Below are 16,354 nucleotides of genomic sequence, written 5' to 3' on the forward strand. Positions count from 1 at the left end.
ACCAGTGAGCGACCGGGAGCTGGTCGGGTGACCGGACCGGCCCCCGTCCGGTCCGGCCACCCGGGCGACACCGACGGCGTGCCGGGCGGACCGGCGGCCGCGGTGCGGGTGGGAGGGGGCACGGGCGAGCCTCCCCGAGCCGGGCGGCCCGCGTCACAGATCGGGCTCGCTTCTCCACCCGCACGTCGTAATGTGAGTCACATGCCTCATTCCATTCTCGGGACCGCCGTGCGGCGGATCGAGGACCCAGACCTGATCACCGGAGCCACCACCTACGTCGGCAACGTCGTCGCCGGTCGCACGGACGTGCTGCACGCCGCGTTCGTCCGCTCCCCGCTGGCGCACGCGCTCGTCACCGGGATCGACACCTCCGGGGCCGCGGCGGCCGAGGGCGTCGTGGCCGTCTACACCGCCGCGGACCTCGGGCTCCCCGCGCACCACGGGCTGATGGTGCTCAACCCCGACATGCCCCGCCCCCCGCTGGCCACGGACCGGGTCCGGTTCGTCGGGGAGGCCGTGGCGCTCGTCGTCGCCGAGACCAAGGCCGCGGCGGTCGACGCCGCCGAGCTGGTCGAGGTCGACTACGACCCGCTGCCCGCCGTCGTCGACCCCGAGGCGGCACTCGCCGCCGACGCGCCGCTGCAGTTCCCCGACGCCGGGTCCAACGTGGCGGGCGGCCTCCGCTCGGCCGAGGGCGCCGCGGTGCTCGACGGCGCCGAGGTCGTGGTCCGCGCGCGCATGGTCAACCAGCGCGTCGCGGTCGTGCCGCTCGAGGGCAACGCGATTCTCGTCGACCCGACGGACTCCGACCACGCGCTCGTCGTGCACGTCTCCACCCAGATGCCGCACGGCTTCCGCGCGCAGCTCGCCGGGCTGTTCGGACTGGAGGCCGACACGGTGCGGGTGATCGCGCCCAACGTCGGCGGCGGGTTCGGCGGCAAGGCCGGGATGATCGCCGAGCACACCGCCACGGTGGGCGCCGCGCGGGCGCTGGGCCGCCCGGTCGCGTGGGTCGAGACGCGCTCGGAGAACCTCGTCTCGATGCCGCACGGCCGCGGCCAGGTCGCCTACTACGAGCTCGGGCTCACCCGCGAGGGCCGGATGACCGGGCTGCGCTGCCGGGTCGTCGGCGACGCGGGCGCCTACGCCGGGTTCGGCGGCGCGTTGCCGTTGCACATGACCTACGTGATGGCGCCGGGCGTCTACGCCATCCCGAAGGTGGGGTACGACGCCGTCGCCGCGCTGACCAACACCACGCCGATGGGCGCGTTCCGCGGGGCGGGCCGGCCGGAGGCGGCGGCGCACCTGGAGCGCCTGGTCGACATCGCCGCGGCCGAGCTCGACCTCGACCCGGCCGAGCTGCGCCGGCGCAACTTCCTCGACCCCGCCGCGTTCCCGCTGACCACGCCGGTCGGCGCGAACTACGACGTCGGGGACTACGACCTGCCGCTGCGCGAGGCGCTGCGGCTGGCCGACTACGAGAAGCTCCGCGAGGAGCAGGCCTCCCGCCGGGAGTCCGACGACCCGGTGCAGCTCGGCATCGGCATGTCGGTCTACGTGGAGATCACCGCGGGCGGCGGGGGCAGCGAGTACGGATCGGTGCGGGTGCACCCGGACGGCACGGCCACGGTGCAGGCGGGGACCTCGGCGCACGGGCAGGGGCACGCGACGTCGTTCGCGATGCTCGTGTCGGACCGGCTCGGGATCCCGATGGAGAAGATCACCTACGAGCAGTCCGACACCGCCAGCGTGCCGCGGGGCGGCGGGACCGGCGGTTCGCGCTCGCTGCAGATGGGCGGGTCGGCGGTCCGGGTCGCGGCGGACGACGTGCTCGAGGAGGCCACCCGTCGGGCCGCGGCGCTGCTCGAGGCGAACCCCGACGACGTCACGCTGACCGACGACGGGGAGTTCGGCGTCGCCGGCGTGCCGTCGGCCACCGTGACCTGGGAGCAGGTCGCGGCCGAGGGCGAGATCTTCGCCGGCGTCGACGAGCAGCAGTCCGACGCGACCTACCCCTTCGGCGCGCACCTGTCCGTGGTCGAGGTGGACACCCTGACCGGGCGGGTCCGGCCGCGGGCGCACATCGCGGTCGACGACTGCGGGCGGGTGCTCAACCCGCTGCTCGTGGAGGGGCAGCAGCACGGCGGGCTCGCCCAGGGCATCGCCCAGGCCCTCTACGAGGAGGTGCTGTACGACGAGGACGGCAACCCGACCACCGCGACCCTGGCCGACTACCACGTCCCCACCGCGGCGGACCTGTTCCCGTTCCAGGCCGTCACGACCGAGACGCCCACCCCGCGCAACGTCCTCGGTGCGAAGGGGATCGGGGAGTCCGCGACGATCGGGTCCACCCCGGCCGTGCAGAACGCGATCGTCGACGCGCTGCGGCCCTACGGGGTGCGGCACGTCGACCTGCCGTGCACGCCGGAGCGCATCTGGCGGGCGATCCGAGCGGGTGGCGCAGACCCCTGGCGGGAGCCCGCGGACGTCTTCGGCGGGCTGCCCCTGCGGGGCGGTGACTCGCCGGACGAGTCCGGCGCGATCTGACCGGAACCCGGATCGGCGGCCGGACGGCCGCGTGATCGGCGGGCCGGTTCGGCCGTCCGGGGGTGGGTGCGCCGGGCACCCACCCCCGGGGCTGAAAAGCGGCCGGCGGTGGCGCAGACTCTTGCCCGTGACGCGAGGAGCGAGCGTGGAGCGCACGCGATGAGGCTGGCCACCATCCGGACGGCCGCGGGGACCCGTGCCGTCCGGGTCGACGCGACCACCGCGACCGAGACCGGCGACGCGGACCTGCGGGCCCTGCTGTCCCGCCCGGACTGGGCCGAGCACGCGGCCGCCGCGGCCGGCCCGTCGCACCCCGTCGAGGGGCTCGACCACGCGCCCCTGGTGCCCTCGCCGGAGAAGATCATCTGCGTCGGGCTGAACTACCGCGACCACGTCCTCGAGATGGGCAACGAGCTGCCCGAGTACCCGACGGTGTTCGCGAAGTTCGCGCCCGCGCTCGTCGGGGCCCACGACGAGATCGAGCTGCCCGCGGTCTCCGAGCAGGTCGACTACGAGGCCGAGCTGGCCGTGGTGATCGGGCGGCCGGTGCGGCACGCCGACGAGGCCTCCGCCGCGGCCGCGATCGCCGGCTACACCATCCTCAACGACGTCAGCGTGCGGGACTACCAGAACCGCACCACGCAGTTCCTGCAGGGCAAGACGTTCGAGCACACCACGCCGCTGGGCCCCGAGCTCGTCACGCCGGACGAGCTGCCCGAGGGCGGCTGGGCGATCTCCTCGACGCTCGACGGCGAGGTCATGCAGGACTCGACCACCGACCAGCTCGTCTTCGGTGCCGTCGACCTGGTCGTCTACCTGTCCTCGATCCTCACGCTGAACCCGGGCGACGTCATCGCCACCGGCACACCGGGCGGCGTCGGCCACGCCCGCCGCCCCCCGCGCTACCTGACCGACGGTGCCGAGCTCGTCACCGCGATCGCCGGCATCGGCGAGTGTCGCAACGTCTGCAGGCCGGCGAAATGACCCGCACGCTCGAGCTGTCGCTGGCGTGGGCCGGCGACGGTGCCGCGCACCTACGCGGGTTGATGGACCGCATGGGCGACGATGCCTTCCGCGCCCCGTCGGCGCTTCCCGGCTGGACCCGCGCGCACGTGCTCAGCCACGTCGCCCGCAACGCCGACGCGATGATCAACCTGCTGCACTGGGCCCGCACGGGGGAGGAGACCCCGGCGTACGCCGACGACGCCCGGCGGGACGCCGACATCGCCGAGGGGGCCGAGCGGGAACCCGCCGCGATCCGGGAGGACGTGGTCGCGACCTCGGACAAGCTCGCCCAGGTCGTGAAGGCGATGCCCGAGGATGCCTGGTCGCGCACCATCCGCGGCCGGCAGGGTCAGGAGGTGCCGGCGACCGAGATCGCGTGGATGCGCGCACGGGAGATGTGGATCCACTCCGTGGACCTCGACGTCGGCGCCTCCTTCGAGGACTTTCCGCAGCCGATGCTGTGCGAGCTCGTGGCCGACGTCGCGGCGAACCTCGCGGCCCGGCCCGGGGTGCCGGCCGTGCGGCTGGTCGCGAGCGATCGGAACACGGTGTGGTCGACGGCGGCCGGCGACGCCTCGCCCGCCGTCTCGGTCGGGGCGCCCGTCGCCGACCTGGCGGCGTGGGTGTCGGGGCGCGGCCGCTCGCGCCGCCTCCGGGCGGTCACGCCGGACGGCGAGCCCACCCAGGTCCCGGAGCTGCCCGCCTGGCTGTGACGCTCCGAGCGCCGGCGCGAGGCGGCTCGCGGGTGGCCCCGGTCCGCGGGGGCGTGCCTCCCGGCGGTCAGGGCCGGTCGCGGCGGGTGAGCTCGTCGAGCCGCGTCTGCACCTCCTCCAGCCGGGAGAGGGTCTCGTCGAGGCGGGCGTGCAGCACCGCGACCTCCGCGGAGAGGACGGCGACCGTGCCCGGGTCGTCGGCGGGTGCCGCGGGCGCGGCGACCGCGAGGCCGGGGGCCGGTTCGGCGTCGGCGCCGAGGCCGGTCGGGTGGCCCTCGAGCAGCACCTGCACGCCGCCCGCGAGCTCGGCGAACCGATCCGGGACGAGCACGGGGCGGTCGGCGGCGCAGTTGCGGCACACCGGGAGGAGCCGCCGCCACCCCACGCTGCCCGCCCCGGAGTCGGCCAGCAGCTCGGCCGGGCGGCCACAGTCGCAGCGCCCGATGCGGACGGTCTTGACACGCTGGCGCGCGTACCGCAGGCCGCGCTCGTAGCGCCGGTACCGGCCGGACGCGGCGATCTCCAGCAGCACCGCGCTGCGATGGTCCGGCTCGCAGGCCAGATCGCGTGCCGCACCCAGTTCGTGGAAGCAGTAGAACCCGCAGTCGCACCAGCGCGACGGGCAGGCGTGCCGCGAGCCGTGCGCGCAGATGGCGTCGTCCACCGCGCGGTAGACGTGCGCCCTGCCGAGGGTCACACCGCTGAACCCGCAGCTCGCGCCATCGGCGGCGAGCATCGGGTACGCGAGCTTGAACCCCGGCAGGGGCTCGTCGGAGTGTTCGCGCGGACTGCGGGCGAAGGGACCGCCCACCGATCCGGCCCGGTGTCAGACCCGGGCGGGACGCTCGGCAGGGGCGTCCTCCGCCAGGGCGGCGGTGACGATCGGAACCGTCTCGTGGTCCTGCGGTGCGGGTTCCCGCGTCTCGGCGAGGCGCTCGGCCTCTCGGTCGATCGCGACACCCTCCGCCAGCTTCCTGCCCAACCTCATGACGCCTCCCGGTGGTAGCGGTGAACGCTTGCGTACCAGGCTGATCCTTCGCCGCGAAGTTGTCCAGTGGGGGGAGTGACGACCGTGTTTCGCCTCGCCCGGACGGCGGCACCGGTGCCTGCGCGGGGTTGCGCGGCGGGCCGGCCACTTCGCCCGTTCGAGGTGAGGTGCGCGGGGTCAGCAGGGGTCGGGGCGGGCGGCGCTCCCGCGGGCGCGGTCGCGGAGCGCAGGGAGGCGCCGCTGACCGCGGCGTAGAGCCCGAACACCAGCCCGACGACCACGAGGACCGCCGTCGCGGCGCGCAGCCCGGGGGCAGGCGGCCGTGGGCCCCCGGCCGAGCCGGTCCGTCCGCGAAGTGGCCCGGGCACCGCAGGGCCGGTGGACCCGGAGGGCCTGGAGTGCGCAGTGCGCACGGGCGGCTCCGTCCGGGCCGGGGCCCCGAACGCTACGGCACCGGCCCACGCCGTGCCGCGCACGTCGGCCCCGGCCGACCGTAGGGTGCGCGCGTGAGCCCCACCGTCCACCCGGGCCCGGACTTCGCCGCCGTCCGCGCCGAGTTCGGCCTGCCCGCCGACGGCACGGGCTTCCCGGCGGCGGTGCTGGCGGAGGCCGAGCGGGCCGCCGTCGTCGGTCCGGAGGGTCCGCGGGTGGACGCGACGGACGTCCCGCTGGTCACGATCGATCCGCCCGGGTCGAGGGACCTGGACCAGGCGGTCGGCATCACCCGCACGTCCCGTGGCTTCACCGTGCACTACGCCATCGCCGATCTCGGCGCCGTCGTCGCACCCGGCGGCCCGCTCGACTCCGAGGTCCGCCGCCGCGGCCAGACCCTGTACCTGCCGGACGGCGTCGTGCCGCTGCACCCGCCGGTCCTCTCCGAGGACGCCGCGAGCCTGCTCCCCGACGGGCCCCGCGCGGCCGTGCTGTGGCGGATCGAGCTCGACGCCGACGGCGCGGTGCGCTCCGGCGACGTCCGGCGCGCCCTCGTGCGCTCGGCGGCCCGGCTGGACTACGCCGGCGTGCAGGCCGCGGTCGACGCCGGCCGGCCGCACCCGGCGATCGCCGCCCTGGCCGAGCTCGGCCCGCTGCGCCGGGCCCGGGCCGTCGCGCGCGGGGCGATCGAGCTGGAGCTGCCGGAGCAGGAGGTCGTGCCGAACGGCGCGGGATGGACCGTGCGGGTCCGCCGGCGGACGCCGGTCGAGGACTGGAACGCGGAGATCTCGCTGCTCACCGGGCAGGTCGCGGCGCGGATGATGCTCGACGCCGGGATCGGTCTGCTGCGCACGCTCCCGGCACCCGATCCCGGGGCGGTCACCGCGCTGCGCGCGACCGCGCTCGAGCTCGGTCTGCACTGGCCGGAGGGGGACTCGCCCGCCCGGGTGCTCGCCGCGCTGCCGCGTCCCGCCGGCGCGACCGAGGCGGCCGACCCGCGGGTGCTGGCCGTGCGGCGGGCCGCCACGACCATGCTGCGCGGTGCCGCCTACGAGGCCTTCGGCCCGGGGAGGCCTCCGCCGGAGGACCCGGGCCACGGCGGGATCGGCGCGCCGTACACGCACGTCACGGCGCCCCTGCGGCGGCTGGTCGACCGGTTCGGCAGCGAGGTCTGCCTGGCCCTCGCCGCCGGGCGCGAGGTGCCGGGTTGGCTGGCCGAGGCGCTCCCGGCCCTGCCCGGACTGATGAGCGCGTCGGACACGCTGGCGGCGCGGGTGGACCGGGCCTGTACGGATCGGACCGAGGCGGCGGTGCTCGCCGGTCGGGTGGGGGAGGAGTTCGAGGTCGTCGCGCTGCGCCGGGAGCCGGGCGAGGTGTTTCTCGCCGACCCGCCCGTCCTCGCGCGGTGCGCCGGCGCGCTCCGGCCCGGTGCGGTCGTCCGCGCCCGGCTCGTCGAGGCCGACCCCGCGACCGGCCGGGTCAGGTTCGCCTTACCCGACTGACCGCGACCGCTCAACCCCGATCGAGTGTCCGCACCGACACGCACCGCGACGGCCGCCGCGGGACTAGCGTCGTCCGGCGGCACGAACGCCGGGGTGGAGGTCGACGGTGGCGCAGGTCAGGTACGGGATCGAGCACGAGGTGGCGTTCCGCCGCCCGGACGGCGCGTTCGCCGACTTCACGAACACGGCCTTCGACGAGCTGCAGGGGATCGTCGACGCTCTGCCCGAGGACCCCGCCGACTACCCCGACCTCCGGATCGGGGACCAGGGCATCAAACGCAAGCGGTGGTACGTCGAGGGCTTCGAGCGCTTCGACGAGGCGGGCGCGCTGGTCCGGTGCGACCCCAAGGGCGTCGAGATCCGCACCCGGATCCACGGCTCGGTCGAGGCGGCCGTGCGCGCGCTCGCCGACGACCTCGCGGCGCTGGAGCGGGAGGCCCGGTCGCGCGGCCTGGAGCCGTGCCCGATCGCGTTCAACCCGGACCGGTCCAGCTACCCGATCGTCCCGGAGCTCAACGCCTGGGAGCGGGCCCATCGCACCGGCTCGCCCGAGGAGCGGACCGCGCACCTGCACATGGTCACGCACGGACCGGACCTCAACCTGTCGGTCGCGGGGCTCGGCGGCGCGGCGCTGGTCGACGCCGGGGCGAAGCTCACCCACTACAGCCCGTGGCTCGTGCCGCTGTCCTTCTCCTCGCCGTTCCGCGACGGCGCTCCCTGGGGCGGGCTGTCGGCCCGGACCGCCGTCCGCACGGGGCTGCGCCCGGCGGCGATGGTGTTCCTCGAGCCGGGCTCGCCGCACGCGTTCGCCTCCGATCCCTCCCTCACCCAGCCCGCGCGGTTGGCGGCGGAGGTCGGGCGGATCGAGTTCAAGGCGTTCGACGCCTGCCCGGACCCGACGCTCTACGGCGAGCTGCTCAGCCTGCTCACCGGCCTGGTCCTCGACGACTCGCTGCCCGGCCGCCGCCGCACGCCCGACGCGGCCCTGCACCGGCACGTCGCCGTGGAGGGGCTGGCGGACCCGGAGACGCACGCGGGCACCGGGGCCCTGCTCGACGCGGCCGAGCGTGCGCTGGCCGACCGGCCGGCGGACCTGGCCCGGCTCGGATCACTGCGGGAGCGGTGGCGGGCGCGCGAGTGCCCGGCCGCCGCGATGCTCGCCCGGCACGCCCTCCTGAGCTGATCCGCCCGCACTGCGCGGCGGCCCGGGGTGAGCTCCGCGGCGTCGGGCCGGACCGGGACGGGCTCCGGGAACCTGCCTGCCGGCGGGGTCGTGCCGATCTCGGCCATGTACCCCTCCGGGCGCCGATCTGCGTCGCCCCGGGACGGTACGCACACCGAGGCCCGGAGGCGTGCCGAGGTGGACCTCAGTGGTAGGTGTGCGCCTCGTCGGGGTAGGCCCCGCCCCGGACGTCGTCGGCGTAGGCGCGGGCCGCCTCGAGCAGCATCCCGCCGAGATCGGCGTAGGGCTTGACGAAGCGCGGCTTGCGGCCCCGGTTCATCCCCGCCATGTCCGACCAGACGAGCACCTGCGCGTCGCAGTCCGGACCCGCGCCGATCCCGACGGTCGGGATCGTGAGTTCCGCGGTGACCCGCTTCGCGACCTCGCCGGGCACCATCTCCAGCACCACGGCGAACGCGCCCGCCTCCTGCAGGGCCAGAGCGTCGTCGACCAGGCGCTGCTCGGCGGACTGGCCCCGGCCCTGGATCCGGAACCCGCCGAGGGCGTGCTCGCTCTGCGGGGTGAAGCCGAGGTGCGCCATGACCGGGATGCCGGCGGCGGTGAGCGCCTCGACCTGCGGCGCGTAGCGGGCGCCGCCCTCGAGCTTCACGGCGTGCGCGCCGCCCTCCTTCATGAAGCGGAAGGAGGTCTCCAGGGCCTGCGCCGGGGAGATCTGGTAGCTGCCGAAGGGCAGGTCGGCCACCACGAGGGCGTGCGGCGCGCCCCGGACCACCGCCTTGACCAGCGGCATCAGCTCGTCGACGGTGACGGGCAGGGTGTTGTCGTAGCCGAGGACGTTGTTCCCGGCGGAGTCGCCGACGAGCAGGACCGGGATACCGGCCTCGTCGAAGATCTCCGCGGAGTAGACGTCGTAGGCGGTCAGCATCGGCCAGCGCTCGCCGCGGCGCTTCATCTCGGCGAGATGGTGCACGCGGGTGCGCTTCGGCGGGGCGGCGCTGCGGTAGGGCGCCTGCACCTCGCCCTGCGCCGCGGGGGCGGAACCGGTGGGGCTCGTCGGGCCGGAACCCGCGGGGGCCTGCGCAGGCGTGTCGGTGGTGTCGCGGGACATCGTCGTCCGTCCTCCCTCGAGGCCTGCGTGGCAGGTCCCCGGGTCGTCTGGGTCTGGCGTGGAGAGCGTGTCACCCGGCGAGCGCTGCGCGCACGGCCCGGCGACGCACCTCACACGGTGGGGCGCGGCACGGCCCGGGTCCCGCTCGCCGCACCCCCGGTGGCGCCGGGCGGCGCCGGTGTCATGCTGAGCCGGTGTCTGGCTCCGTGTCGTCGCGCCGTCGCTCTCCGTTCCCGTCGGCAGGGCGGCCCGGCCGCGCGCTGGGCGCGCTGCTCGCGGTTCCGGTCGCGGTCGCCCTCGTCGCCTGCTCGGCCCCGGCCACGACGACGCCGACCGCCGCCACGACCACCCCGGCGGGGGATCCCGCGCAGGATCCGGCCCTGGCCCGGTTCTACGACCAACGCCTGCAGTGGGGTTCCTGCGACGGCTACGCGGCCTCGCCCGACGTCGCCCCGAGCTACGCCGACCCGCGGTACGAGTGCGCCACGCTCGAGGTCCCGCTCGACTACGCGCAGCCCGACGGCGGGACGGTCAGGGTCGCCGTCATGCGGTCGAGGGCGACGGACCAGGCGAACCGGATCGGCTCGCTGGTGCTCAACCCCGGCGGCCCCGGGGTCTCCGGCACCCAGCTCGTGCCGGCCACCGTCACCTCCACGGAGAACTCCCCGGTCCAGGCCCGCTTCGACATCGTCGGCTTCGACCCGCGCGGGGTCGGGGTGAGCGAGCCCGCGATCGACTGCCTGACCGACGCCGAGCAGGACCAGTACCGGGCCACCGTCTACGCCGACCCCTCACCGGCCGGGGTGGCCGCGCTGGAGGCGCACAACAAGGAGTACGCGGACCGCTGCACCGCCCGCATGGGTGCGGACGTGCTCGCCCACTTGGGCACCCGCGAGGTGGTGCGGGACCTCGACGTGCTGCGCGCCGCCCTCGGCGACGACGAGCTGACCTACTACGGCTACTCGTACGGGACGTCGATCGGCTCGACCTACGCCGAGACCTTCCCCGCCCGCGTCCGGGCGATGGTGCTCGACGGCGCGGTCGACCCGACCCAGGACACGGTCGAGAGCAACATCGAGCAGAGCGCGGGCTTCCAGCAGGCCTTCGACGCCTACGGCGCCTGGTGCACCACCCAGCCGAACTGCCCGCTCGGGACGGACCCGAGCGCCGTCACCGCGACCTGGCAGAAGATCGTGCAGCCGTTGATCGACGACCCCGTCCCCACCGCGGACCCGACCCGCACGCTGTCCTTCTCCGACGCGATCACCGGGGTGCAGCAGGCCCTGTACCTGCGCACGCTGTGGCCGGCGCTGTCGCTGGGCATCTCCCGGCTGGCCACCGGGGACGGCTCGGTGCTGCTGACGCTGGCGGACTTCTACTACAAGCGCGTCGACGGCTCCTACGACAACTCGCTCGAGGCGTTCCAGGCCATCACCTGCATGGACAACGTGCGGATCACGGACCCGGCGCAGGTCGCGAAGCTCAACGAGGGCGTGGTCGGCGCGGCCCCGTTCACCGCGACCGGCCGCGGCGCGGTCAACGCCAAGGACACCTGCGCGTTCTGGCCCGTCCCGCCCACGATGGAGCCGCACCGGCCGCAGGTCGACGGCCTGGCGCCGGTCGTCGTCGTCTCGGTGACGGGCGACCCGGCCACGCCGTACCAGGCCGGCGTCGACCTGGCCGAGGACCTGAACGGGCGGCTGCTGAAGGTCGAGGGCAACCAGCACACGGCCGGCTACCAGGGCAACGCGTGCATCGACGACAAGCTCACGGCGTACCTGGTCGACGGCACGCTGCCGGAGGAGGGCGCGGAGTGCACGCTGCCGGCCCAGTGAGGCCAGGGGCGGTGGGGAGTGACGTCACCCGTTCGCGGTGGGGTGTCGCACACCATGAGCAGCCACGAAACATCCGCGTAACACGCTGTTCCTAGCCTGACCGCCATGGACCGCCAGCAGGAATTCGTGCTGCGCACGCTCGAGGAACGCGACATCCGCTTCGTGCGGCTGTGGTTCACCGACGTGCTCGGCTATCTCAAGTCGGTGGCGGTGGCCCCCGCCGAGCTCGAGGGGGCGTTCGCGGAGGGCATCGGGTTCGACGGCTCGGCGATCGAGGGCTTCGCGCGGGTCTACGAGTCGGACATGGTCGCCCGCCCCGACCCCTCCACCTTCCAGGTGCTGCCCTGGGAGACCGCCAACGGCGAGCACTACTCGGCGCGCATGTTCTGCGACATCGCGATGCCGGACGGCTCGCCCTCGTGGGCCGACCCGCGGCACGTCCTGCGGCGTGCCCTGTCCCGCGCCGGCGAGGCCGGCTTCACCTGCTACGTCCACCCCGAGATCGAGTTCTACCTGCTGCGCGACCTGCCGGCGGACGGCTCGCCGCCGGTCGCCGCGGACTCCGGCGGCTACTTCGACCAGGCCAGCCACGACGTGGCCCCGCACTTCCGGCGCAACGCGATCGAGACGCTGGAGTCGATGGGCATCTCGGTGGAGTTCAGCCACCACGAGGGCGGGCCCGGCCAGCAGGAGATCGACCTGCGCTACGCCGACGCGCTGACCATGGCCGACAACATCATGACCTTCCGGTACGTGGTGAAGGAGGTGGCGCTGACCCAGGGCGTGCGGGCGTCGTTCATGCCCAAGCCCTTCACCGACCACCCCGGGTCGGCCATGCACACCCACTTCTCGCTCTTCGAGGGCGACCGCAACGCCTTCCACGACCCGGACGACCCCTACGAGCTGTCCGAGACGGGCAAGGCGTTCGTCGCCGGGGTGCTGCGGCATGCGCGCGAGATGAGCGCCGTCACCAACCAGTGGGTCAACTCCTACAAGCGGCTGATCACCGGCGGCGAGGCGCCCACGGCCGTGTCCTGGGGACACGCGAACCGGTCCGCGCTGGTCCGGGTGCCGATGTACTCGCCGGGCAAGTCGTCGACCCGGCGGGTGGAGATCCGCACGCTCGACAGCGCCTGCAACCCGTACCTGGCGTTCGCGGTGATCCTCGGCGCCGGCCTGCAGGGCGTGCAGAAGGGCTACGAGCTGCCCGCGGCCACCGAGGACGACGTCTGGTCGCTGACCGACACCGAGCGCCGGGCCCTCGGCTACGAGGCCCTGCCGCAGAACCTCACCGAGGCCCTCGGCGCCATGGAGCACTCCGAGCTCGTCGCCGAGATCCTCGGCGAGCACGTGTTCGACTTCTTCCTGCGCAACAAGCGGGCGGAGTGGGACAACTACCGGCGCAACGTCACCCCGTACGAGCTGGCGACCTACCTGCCCGTCCTCTGACCGGCGATGACGCCTCAGGGAACCATGACGACGACGTCGAGGGTCGATCTCGACGTCATGGTTCCCTGATGCGATCGGACTGGGTCCGGCTCGATCGCTACGACGGGCCCTGGGAACCGGACGACCCGGATGCCAACTTCAAGGCCGAGGTGGCCGACTACGGCCGCCTCGACCCGCTGCGCACGCTCCAGGGGCTCAGCACGCACACGGGGATCCCGATCGGCGCGCTGGCCCGGTATGTCCTCGCCCGCTTCGCGACGACGGGGTCGGGCGGGCTGCTCGAACTCGGCCCGGCGATGGTCCAGCGGCTGCGCGAGCCCGTCCGCCGCGCCGAGGCGGAGGGGACGGACGAGGCGCGCCTCGCGGCCTACCGGGAGATCGCGGCCCTGCTCGGCTGGCTCGGCGCGCCGCTCGACGATCCCGATCTCTACCCCGACGCCTGACCGACGGGCACGGTGCCCGGAACCGGGCCGCGATAGGGCAGGATCGGTGGCCGTGGCGGAACGCACCCGGACCTCGCTCGCCCGCCTCGGTCTGACCGAGCCGTGGGCGGAACTGACCCTCGCCGAACTCGGCTGGTGGGCCGAGGACCGGCCGGTGGAGGGCGCCGAGCCGATCATGTGGGCGCTGGCCCGCTCGCCCGACCCCGATCTGGCGTTGCGCCAGGTCGAGCGGTTCGCCAAGGCCGCGGGGGACTGGAAGACCGTCGACGCCGAGCTGCGCACCGACCTCGGGCTGCGCGGCCGGATGCTGGCGCTGCTCGGCGCCTCGACGGCGCTCGGCGACCACCTCGTCACCCACCCCGACCGCTGGCAGCTGCTCGCCGACGGTCCGGACCGCGGGAACCCGCCGCCGGATCTCGCCCGCCGCACCGCCAACCTGCTCCGCGCCGTCGGCGCCGATCCCGACGCGCCCGCGTCGGGCGGCCCGGGCGGGGCCCGCGCCCAGATCACCGGGGCGGCCGCGGTCACCGCGCTGCGCACGGCGTACCGCGACGAGCTGCTCGGGCTCGCCGGCGCCGATCTCGCCGCCGTCGGGGAGACCTCCCTGCCCGTGATGGAGGTCGACGAGGTCGCCGCCCAGCTCGCCGACCTGGCCGCCGCCGCCCTCCGCGCCGCGCTGGCCGTCGCGCTGGAGGAGGTGGACCCGCCCGACGACGTCCGGCTCGCCGTGATCGGCATGGGCAAGTGCGGCGGGCACGAGCTCAACTACGTCAGCGACGTCGACGTGATCTTCGTGGCCGAGGGGGACACGCAGGCCGCGTCCCGGCTGGCGAGCCGGCTGATGCGGATCGCGGGGGAGGCCTGCTTCCAGGTCGACGCCAACCTGCGGCCGGAGGGGCGGCAGGGCGCGCTGGTCCGCACGCTCGACGGGCACGTCACCTACTACAAGCGCTGGGCCAAGACCTGGGAGTTCCAGGCGCTGCTCAAGGCGCGGCCGATCGCCGGCGACGAGCAGCTGGGCGCCGCGTACGCCGAGGCCGTCGCGCCGATGGTGTGGAACGCGGCCAGCCGGGACGACTTCGTGCAGGACGTGCAGGCGATGCGCCGCCGCGTCGAGGAGCACGTGCGGCCGGACCACGCCGAGCGGGAGCTCAAGCTGGGCCGCGGCGGGCTGAGGGACGTGGAGTTCGCGGTGCAGCTGTTGCAGCTGGTGCACGGCCGGACGGACGAGTCGCTGCGCTCGCCGTCGACGCTCGAGGCGCTGGCCGCGCTCGCCGACGGCGGGTACGTCGGGCGGGACGACGGCGCCAACCTCGCCGCCTCCTACCGCTTCCTGCGGCTGCTGGAGCACCGCCTGCAGCTGCAGCGGATGCGCCGCACCCACCTGCTCCCGGCGAAGGACGACACGGATGCGCTGCGCCGGCTCGCCCGGGCCGCGCGGCTACGGCCGGACGGCCGGCACGACGTCGTCGGGGTGCTGCTGGCGGAGTGGTCGCGCAACGCCCGGCGGGTTCGCCGGCTGCACGAGAAGCTGTTCTACCGGCCGCTGCTGGAGACCGTGTCGCGGCTGCCGGCCGAGGCCACCCGGCTGTCGGAGAAGGCCGCGGCGGCCCGGCTCAAGGCGCTGGGCTGGGCGTCGCCGGAGGGTGCGCTCGGGCACCTGCGCGCGTTGACCGGCGGGGTGTCCCGGGCGGCGTCGATCCAGCAGACGCTGCTCCCGGTGCTGCTGGAGGTGCTGGCGGCCACGCCGGACCCGGACCGCGGCCTGCTGGCCTACCGGCAGGTGTCCGAGGCGCTCGCGAACACGCCGTGGTACCTGCGGCTGCTGCGCGACGAGGGCCTCGTCGCCGACCGGCTCATGCGCCTGCTGGGGACGTCCGCGCTGGTGCCGGACCTGCTCGTGCGCGCGCCGGAGATCCTGCGCGTGCTCGCCGCACCCAATCCCGGTCAACGCGACGAGCTGCAGCGCGACCCGGCCGCCGTCGGGCAGTGGCTGCTCGCCGCCGTCGCCCGCCAGCCGGACCTGACCTCCGCGGTGGCCTCCGCGCGCTCGATGCGCCGGCACGAGATGTTGCGGGTGGCGTGCGCCGACCTGCTCGGCGCGCTCACCGTCGCCGAGGTGTGCGAGGCGCTGTCCACGGTGTGGGTCGCGGTGCTGCGCGCGACGCTCGACGCCACGGTCAGGGAGATCGCCGCGGGCGAGCCGCCGAAGGCCCGGATCGCGGTGATCGGGATGGGCCGGCTCGGCGGCGCCGAGCTCGCCTACTCCTCGGACGCGGACGTGCTGTTCGTGTGCGAGCCGGCCGACGAGTCGATCCCGGACGCCGAGGCGGTCAGGTTCGCGACGACCGTCGTCGAGGTCGTGCGGCGTCGGCTCGGCGCCCCGAGCCCGGACCCGGCGCTGCAGGTCGACGCGGACCTGCGGCCCGAGGGGCGCTCCGGCCCGCTGGTGCGGACCCTGCACTCCTACCGGGAGTACTACGCCCGCTGGGCCGAGGTGTGGGAGGCGCAGGCGCTGCTGCGGGCCCGGCCGGTCGCCGGCGATCCCGAGCTGGGCCGGCGGTTCACGGAGCTGATCGAGCCGATCCGCTACCCGGCCGACGGACTGACCCCGGCGCAGGTGACCGAGATCCGGCGGATCAAGGCCCGGGTCGACGACGAGCGGCTCCCGCGCGGGGCCGACCGCTCCACCCACACCAAGCTCGGCCACGGCGGGCTCGCCGACGTCGAGTGGACCGTCCAGCTGCTGCAGCTGCAGCACGCCGGCGACCTCCCGGAGCTGCGCACCACCTCCACGCTCGAGGGGCTGCGCGAGGCCACCGAGGCGGGCCTGATCACCGGGGAGGACGCCGCGGAGCTGAAGGCCGGCTGGGAGACCGCGACCCGGGCGCGGAACGCGATCATGCTGGTCAAGGGCAAACCGGGGGACCAGCTGCCCCGCTCGGGCCGGGAGCTGGCGGCCGTCGCCGCGGCCCTCGGTTACCCGGCCGGCGGCGATCCCGGGCAGTTCCTCGACGACTACCGCCGCACCACCCGCCGCGCCCGCGCCGTGGTCGAGCGCGTCTTCTACGGCTGGGACACCTGACCCACCCGCGAGTCGCGCTGTGGGCTTCCGCGAGTCGCGCTGTGGGCTTCCGCGAGTCGCGCTG

General features: G+C 75.1%; 12 protein-coding genes. 9 read left to right on the forward strand and 3 right to left on the reverse strand.

Features of this window, described 5'->3' with window-relative positions:
* The first annotated feature begins 201 nt into the window (after positions 1 to 201).
* The 3 genes from ACL02T_RS09530 (at position 202) to ACL02T_RS09540 (ending at position 4,265) form a co-directional block, all read left to right on the forward strand.
* Positions 202 to 2,547 (forward strand): xanthine dehydrogenase family protein molybdopterin-binding subunit, encoded by a 2,346-nt coding sequence (locus tag ACL02T_RS09530; RefSeq protein ID WP_412830255.1) that lies wholly within the window; start codon positions 202 to 204, stop codon positions 2,545 to 2,547.
* Positions 2,548 to 2,706: 159 nt separating this feature from the next.
* The gene (locus ACL02T_RS09535; RefSeq protein WP_412830256.1) at positions 2,707 to 3,531 is read left to right on the forward strand and encodes a fumarylacetoacetate hydrolase family protein; all 825 of its coding nucleotides are present in this window, start codon (positions 2,707 to 2,709) and stop codon (positions 3,529 to 3,531) included.
* Entirely contained in the window at positions 3,528 to 4,265 is a 738-nt protein-coding gene (locus ACL02T_RS09540) for a maleylpyruvate isomerase family mycothiol-dependent enzyme (protein WP_412830257.1), read from the forward strand. The genes ACL02T_RS09535 and ACL02T_RS09540 overlap by 4 nt, the downstream gene beginning before the upstream one ends.
* A gap of 67 nt (positions 4,266 to 4,332) precedes the next feature.
* On the opposite strand, the gene ACL02T_RS09545 is transcribed toward ACL02T_RS09540, so the two are convergent.
* Together ACL02T_RS09545 and ACL02T_RS09550 are read right to left on the reverse strand one after the other, a co-directional pair.
* The gene (locus ACL02T_RS09545) at positions 4,333 to 5,076 is read right to left on the reverse strand and encodes a hypothetical protein (RefSeq protein WP_412830258.1); all 744 of its coding nucleotides are present in this window, start codon (positions 5,074 to 5,076) and stop codon (positions 4,333 to 4,335) included.
* Positions 5,077 to 5,091: 15 nt separating this feature from the next.
* Positions 5,092 to 5,253, reverse strand: coding sequence for a hypothetical protein (locus ACL02T_RS09550; RefSeq protein WP_412830259.1), 162 nt, complete (start codon positions 5,251 to 5,253; stop codon positions 5,092 to 5,094).
* Between the two features lie 506 nt (positions 5,254 to 5,759).
* On the opposite strand from ACL02T_RS09550, the gene ACL02T_RS09555 reads away from it, so the two are divergent.
* On the forward strand, positions 5,760 to 7,187 hold the full coding sequence (locus tag ACL02T_RS09555; RefSeq protein WP_412830260.1) for an RNB domain-containing ribonuclease: 1,428 nt from the start codon (positions 5,760 to 5,762) through the stop codon (positions 7,185 to 7,187).
* A 106-nt stretch (positions 7,188 to 7,293) separates the two neighbouring features.
* Positions 7,294 to 8,370 (forward strand): glutamate-cysteine ligase family protein, encoded by a 1,077-nt coding sequence (locus ACL02T_RS09560; RefSeq protein ID WP_412830261.1) that lies wholly within the window; start codon positions 7,294 to 7,296, stop codon positions 8,368 to 8,370.
* Between the two features lie 184 nt (positions 8,371 to 8,554).
* Here the strand turns inward: ACL02T_RS09560 and panB are convergent, their stop codons facing one another.
* The gene (panB, locus tag ACL02T_RS09565) at positions 8,555 to 9,478 is read right to left on the reverse strand and encodes a 3-methyl-2-oxobutanoate hydroxymethyltransferase (RefSeq protein WP_412830262.1); all 924 of its coding nucleotides are present in this window, start codon (positions 9,476 to 9,478) and stop codon (positions 8,555 to 8,557) included.
* A 194-nt stretch (positions 9,479 to 9,672) separates the two neighbouring features.
* On the opposite strand from panB, the gene ACL02T_RS09570 reads away from it, so the two are divergent.
* From ACL02T_RS09570 to ACL02T_RS09585, 4 genes are all read left to right on the forward strand, one after another.
* Positions 9,673 to 11,313 carry an alpha/beta hydrolase gene (locus tag ACL02T_RS09570; protein WP_412830263.1) on the forward strand — a complete coding sequence of 547 codons (1,641 nt, stop codon included), beginning with the start codon at positions 9,673 to 9,675 and terminating at the stop codon, positions 11,311 to 11,313.
* A 105-nt stretch (positions 11,314 to 11,418) separates the two neighbouring features.
* Positions 11,419 to 12,762 (forward strand): type I glutamate--ammonia ligase, encoded by a 1,344-nt coding sequence (gene glnA / locus ACL02T_RS09575; protein WP_412830264.1) that lies wholly within the window; start codon positions 11,419 to 11,421, stop codon positions 12,760 to 12,762.
* 68 nt (positions 12,763 to 12,830) lie between these two features.
* Positions 12,831 to 13,205, forward strand: coding sequence for a DUF6027 family protein (locus tag ACL02T_RS09580; protein WP_412830265.1), 375 nt, complete (start codon positions 12,831 to 12,833; stop codon positions 13,203 to 13,205).
* A gap of 52 nt (positions 13,206 to 13,257) precedes the next feature.
* Positions 13,258 to 16,290, forward strand: coding sequence for a bifunctional [glutamine synthetase] adenylyltransferase/[glutamine synthetase]-adenylyl-L-tyrosine phosphorylase (locus ACL02T_RS09585; RefSeq protein WP_412830266.1), 3,033 nt, complete (start codon positions 13,258 to 13,260; stop codon positions 16,288 to 16,290).
* The last annotated feature ends 64 nt before the right edge of the window (positions 16,291 to 16,354 follow it).

The organism is Pseudonocardia oceanicola, assembly GCF_047200735.1.
Lineage (GTDB): Bacteria > Actinomycetota > Actinomycetes > Mycobacteriales > Pseudonocardiaceae > Pseudonocardia.

Coding starts and splice junctions, on each gene's coding strand:
- ACL02T_RS09530 (WP_412830255.1), top strand. CDS start 202: ATGCCTCATTCCATTCTCGGGACCGCCGTGCGGCGGATCGAGGACCCA.
- ACL02T_RS09535 (WP_412830256.1), top strand. CDS start 2,707: ATGAGGCTGGCCACCATCCGGACGGCCGCGGGGACCCGTGCCGTCCGG.
- ACL02T_RS09540 (WP_412830257.1), top strand. CDS start 3,528: ATGACCCGCACGCTCGAGCTGTCGCTGGCGTGGGCCGGCGACGGTGCC.
- ACL02T_RS09550 (WP_412830259.1), bottom strand. CDS start 5,253: ATGAGGTTGGGCAGGAAGCTGGCGGAGGGTGTCGCGATCGACCGAGAG.
- panB (WP_412830262.1), bottom strand. CDS start 9,478: ATGTCCCGCGACACCACCGACACGCCTGCGCAGGCCCCCGCGGGTTCC.
- glnA (WP_412830264.1), top strand. CDS start 11,419: ATGGACCGCCAGCAGGAATTCGTGCTGCGCACGCTCGAGGAACGCGAC.
- ACL02T_RS09580 (WP_412830265.1), top strand. CDS start 12,831: ATGCGATCGGACTGGGTCCGGCTCGATCGCTACGACGGGCCCTGGGAA.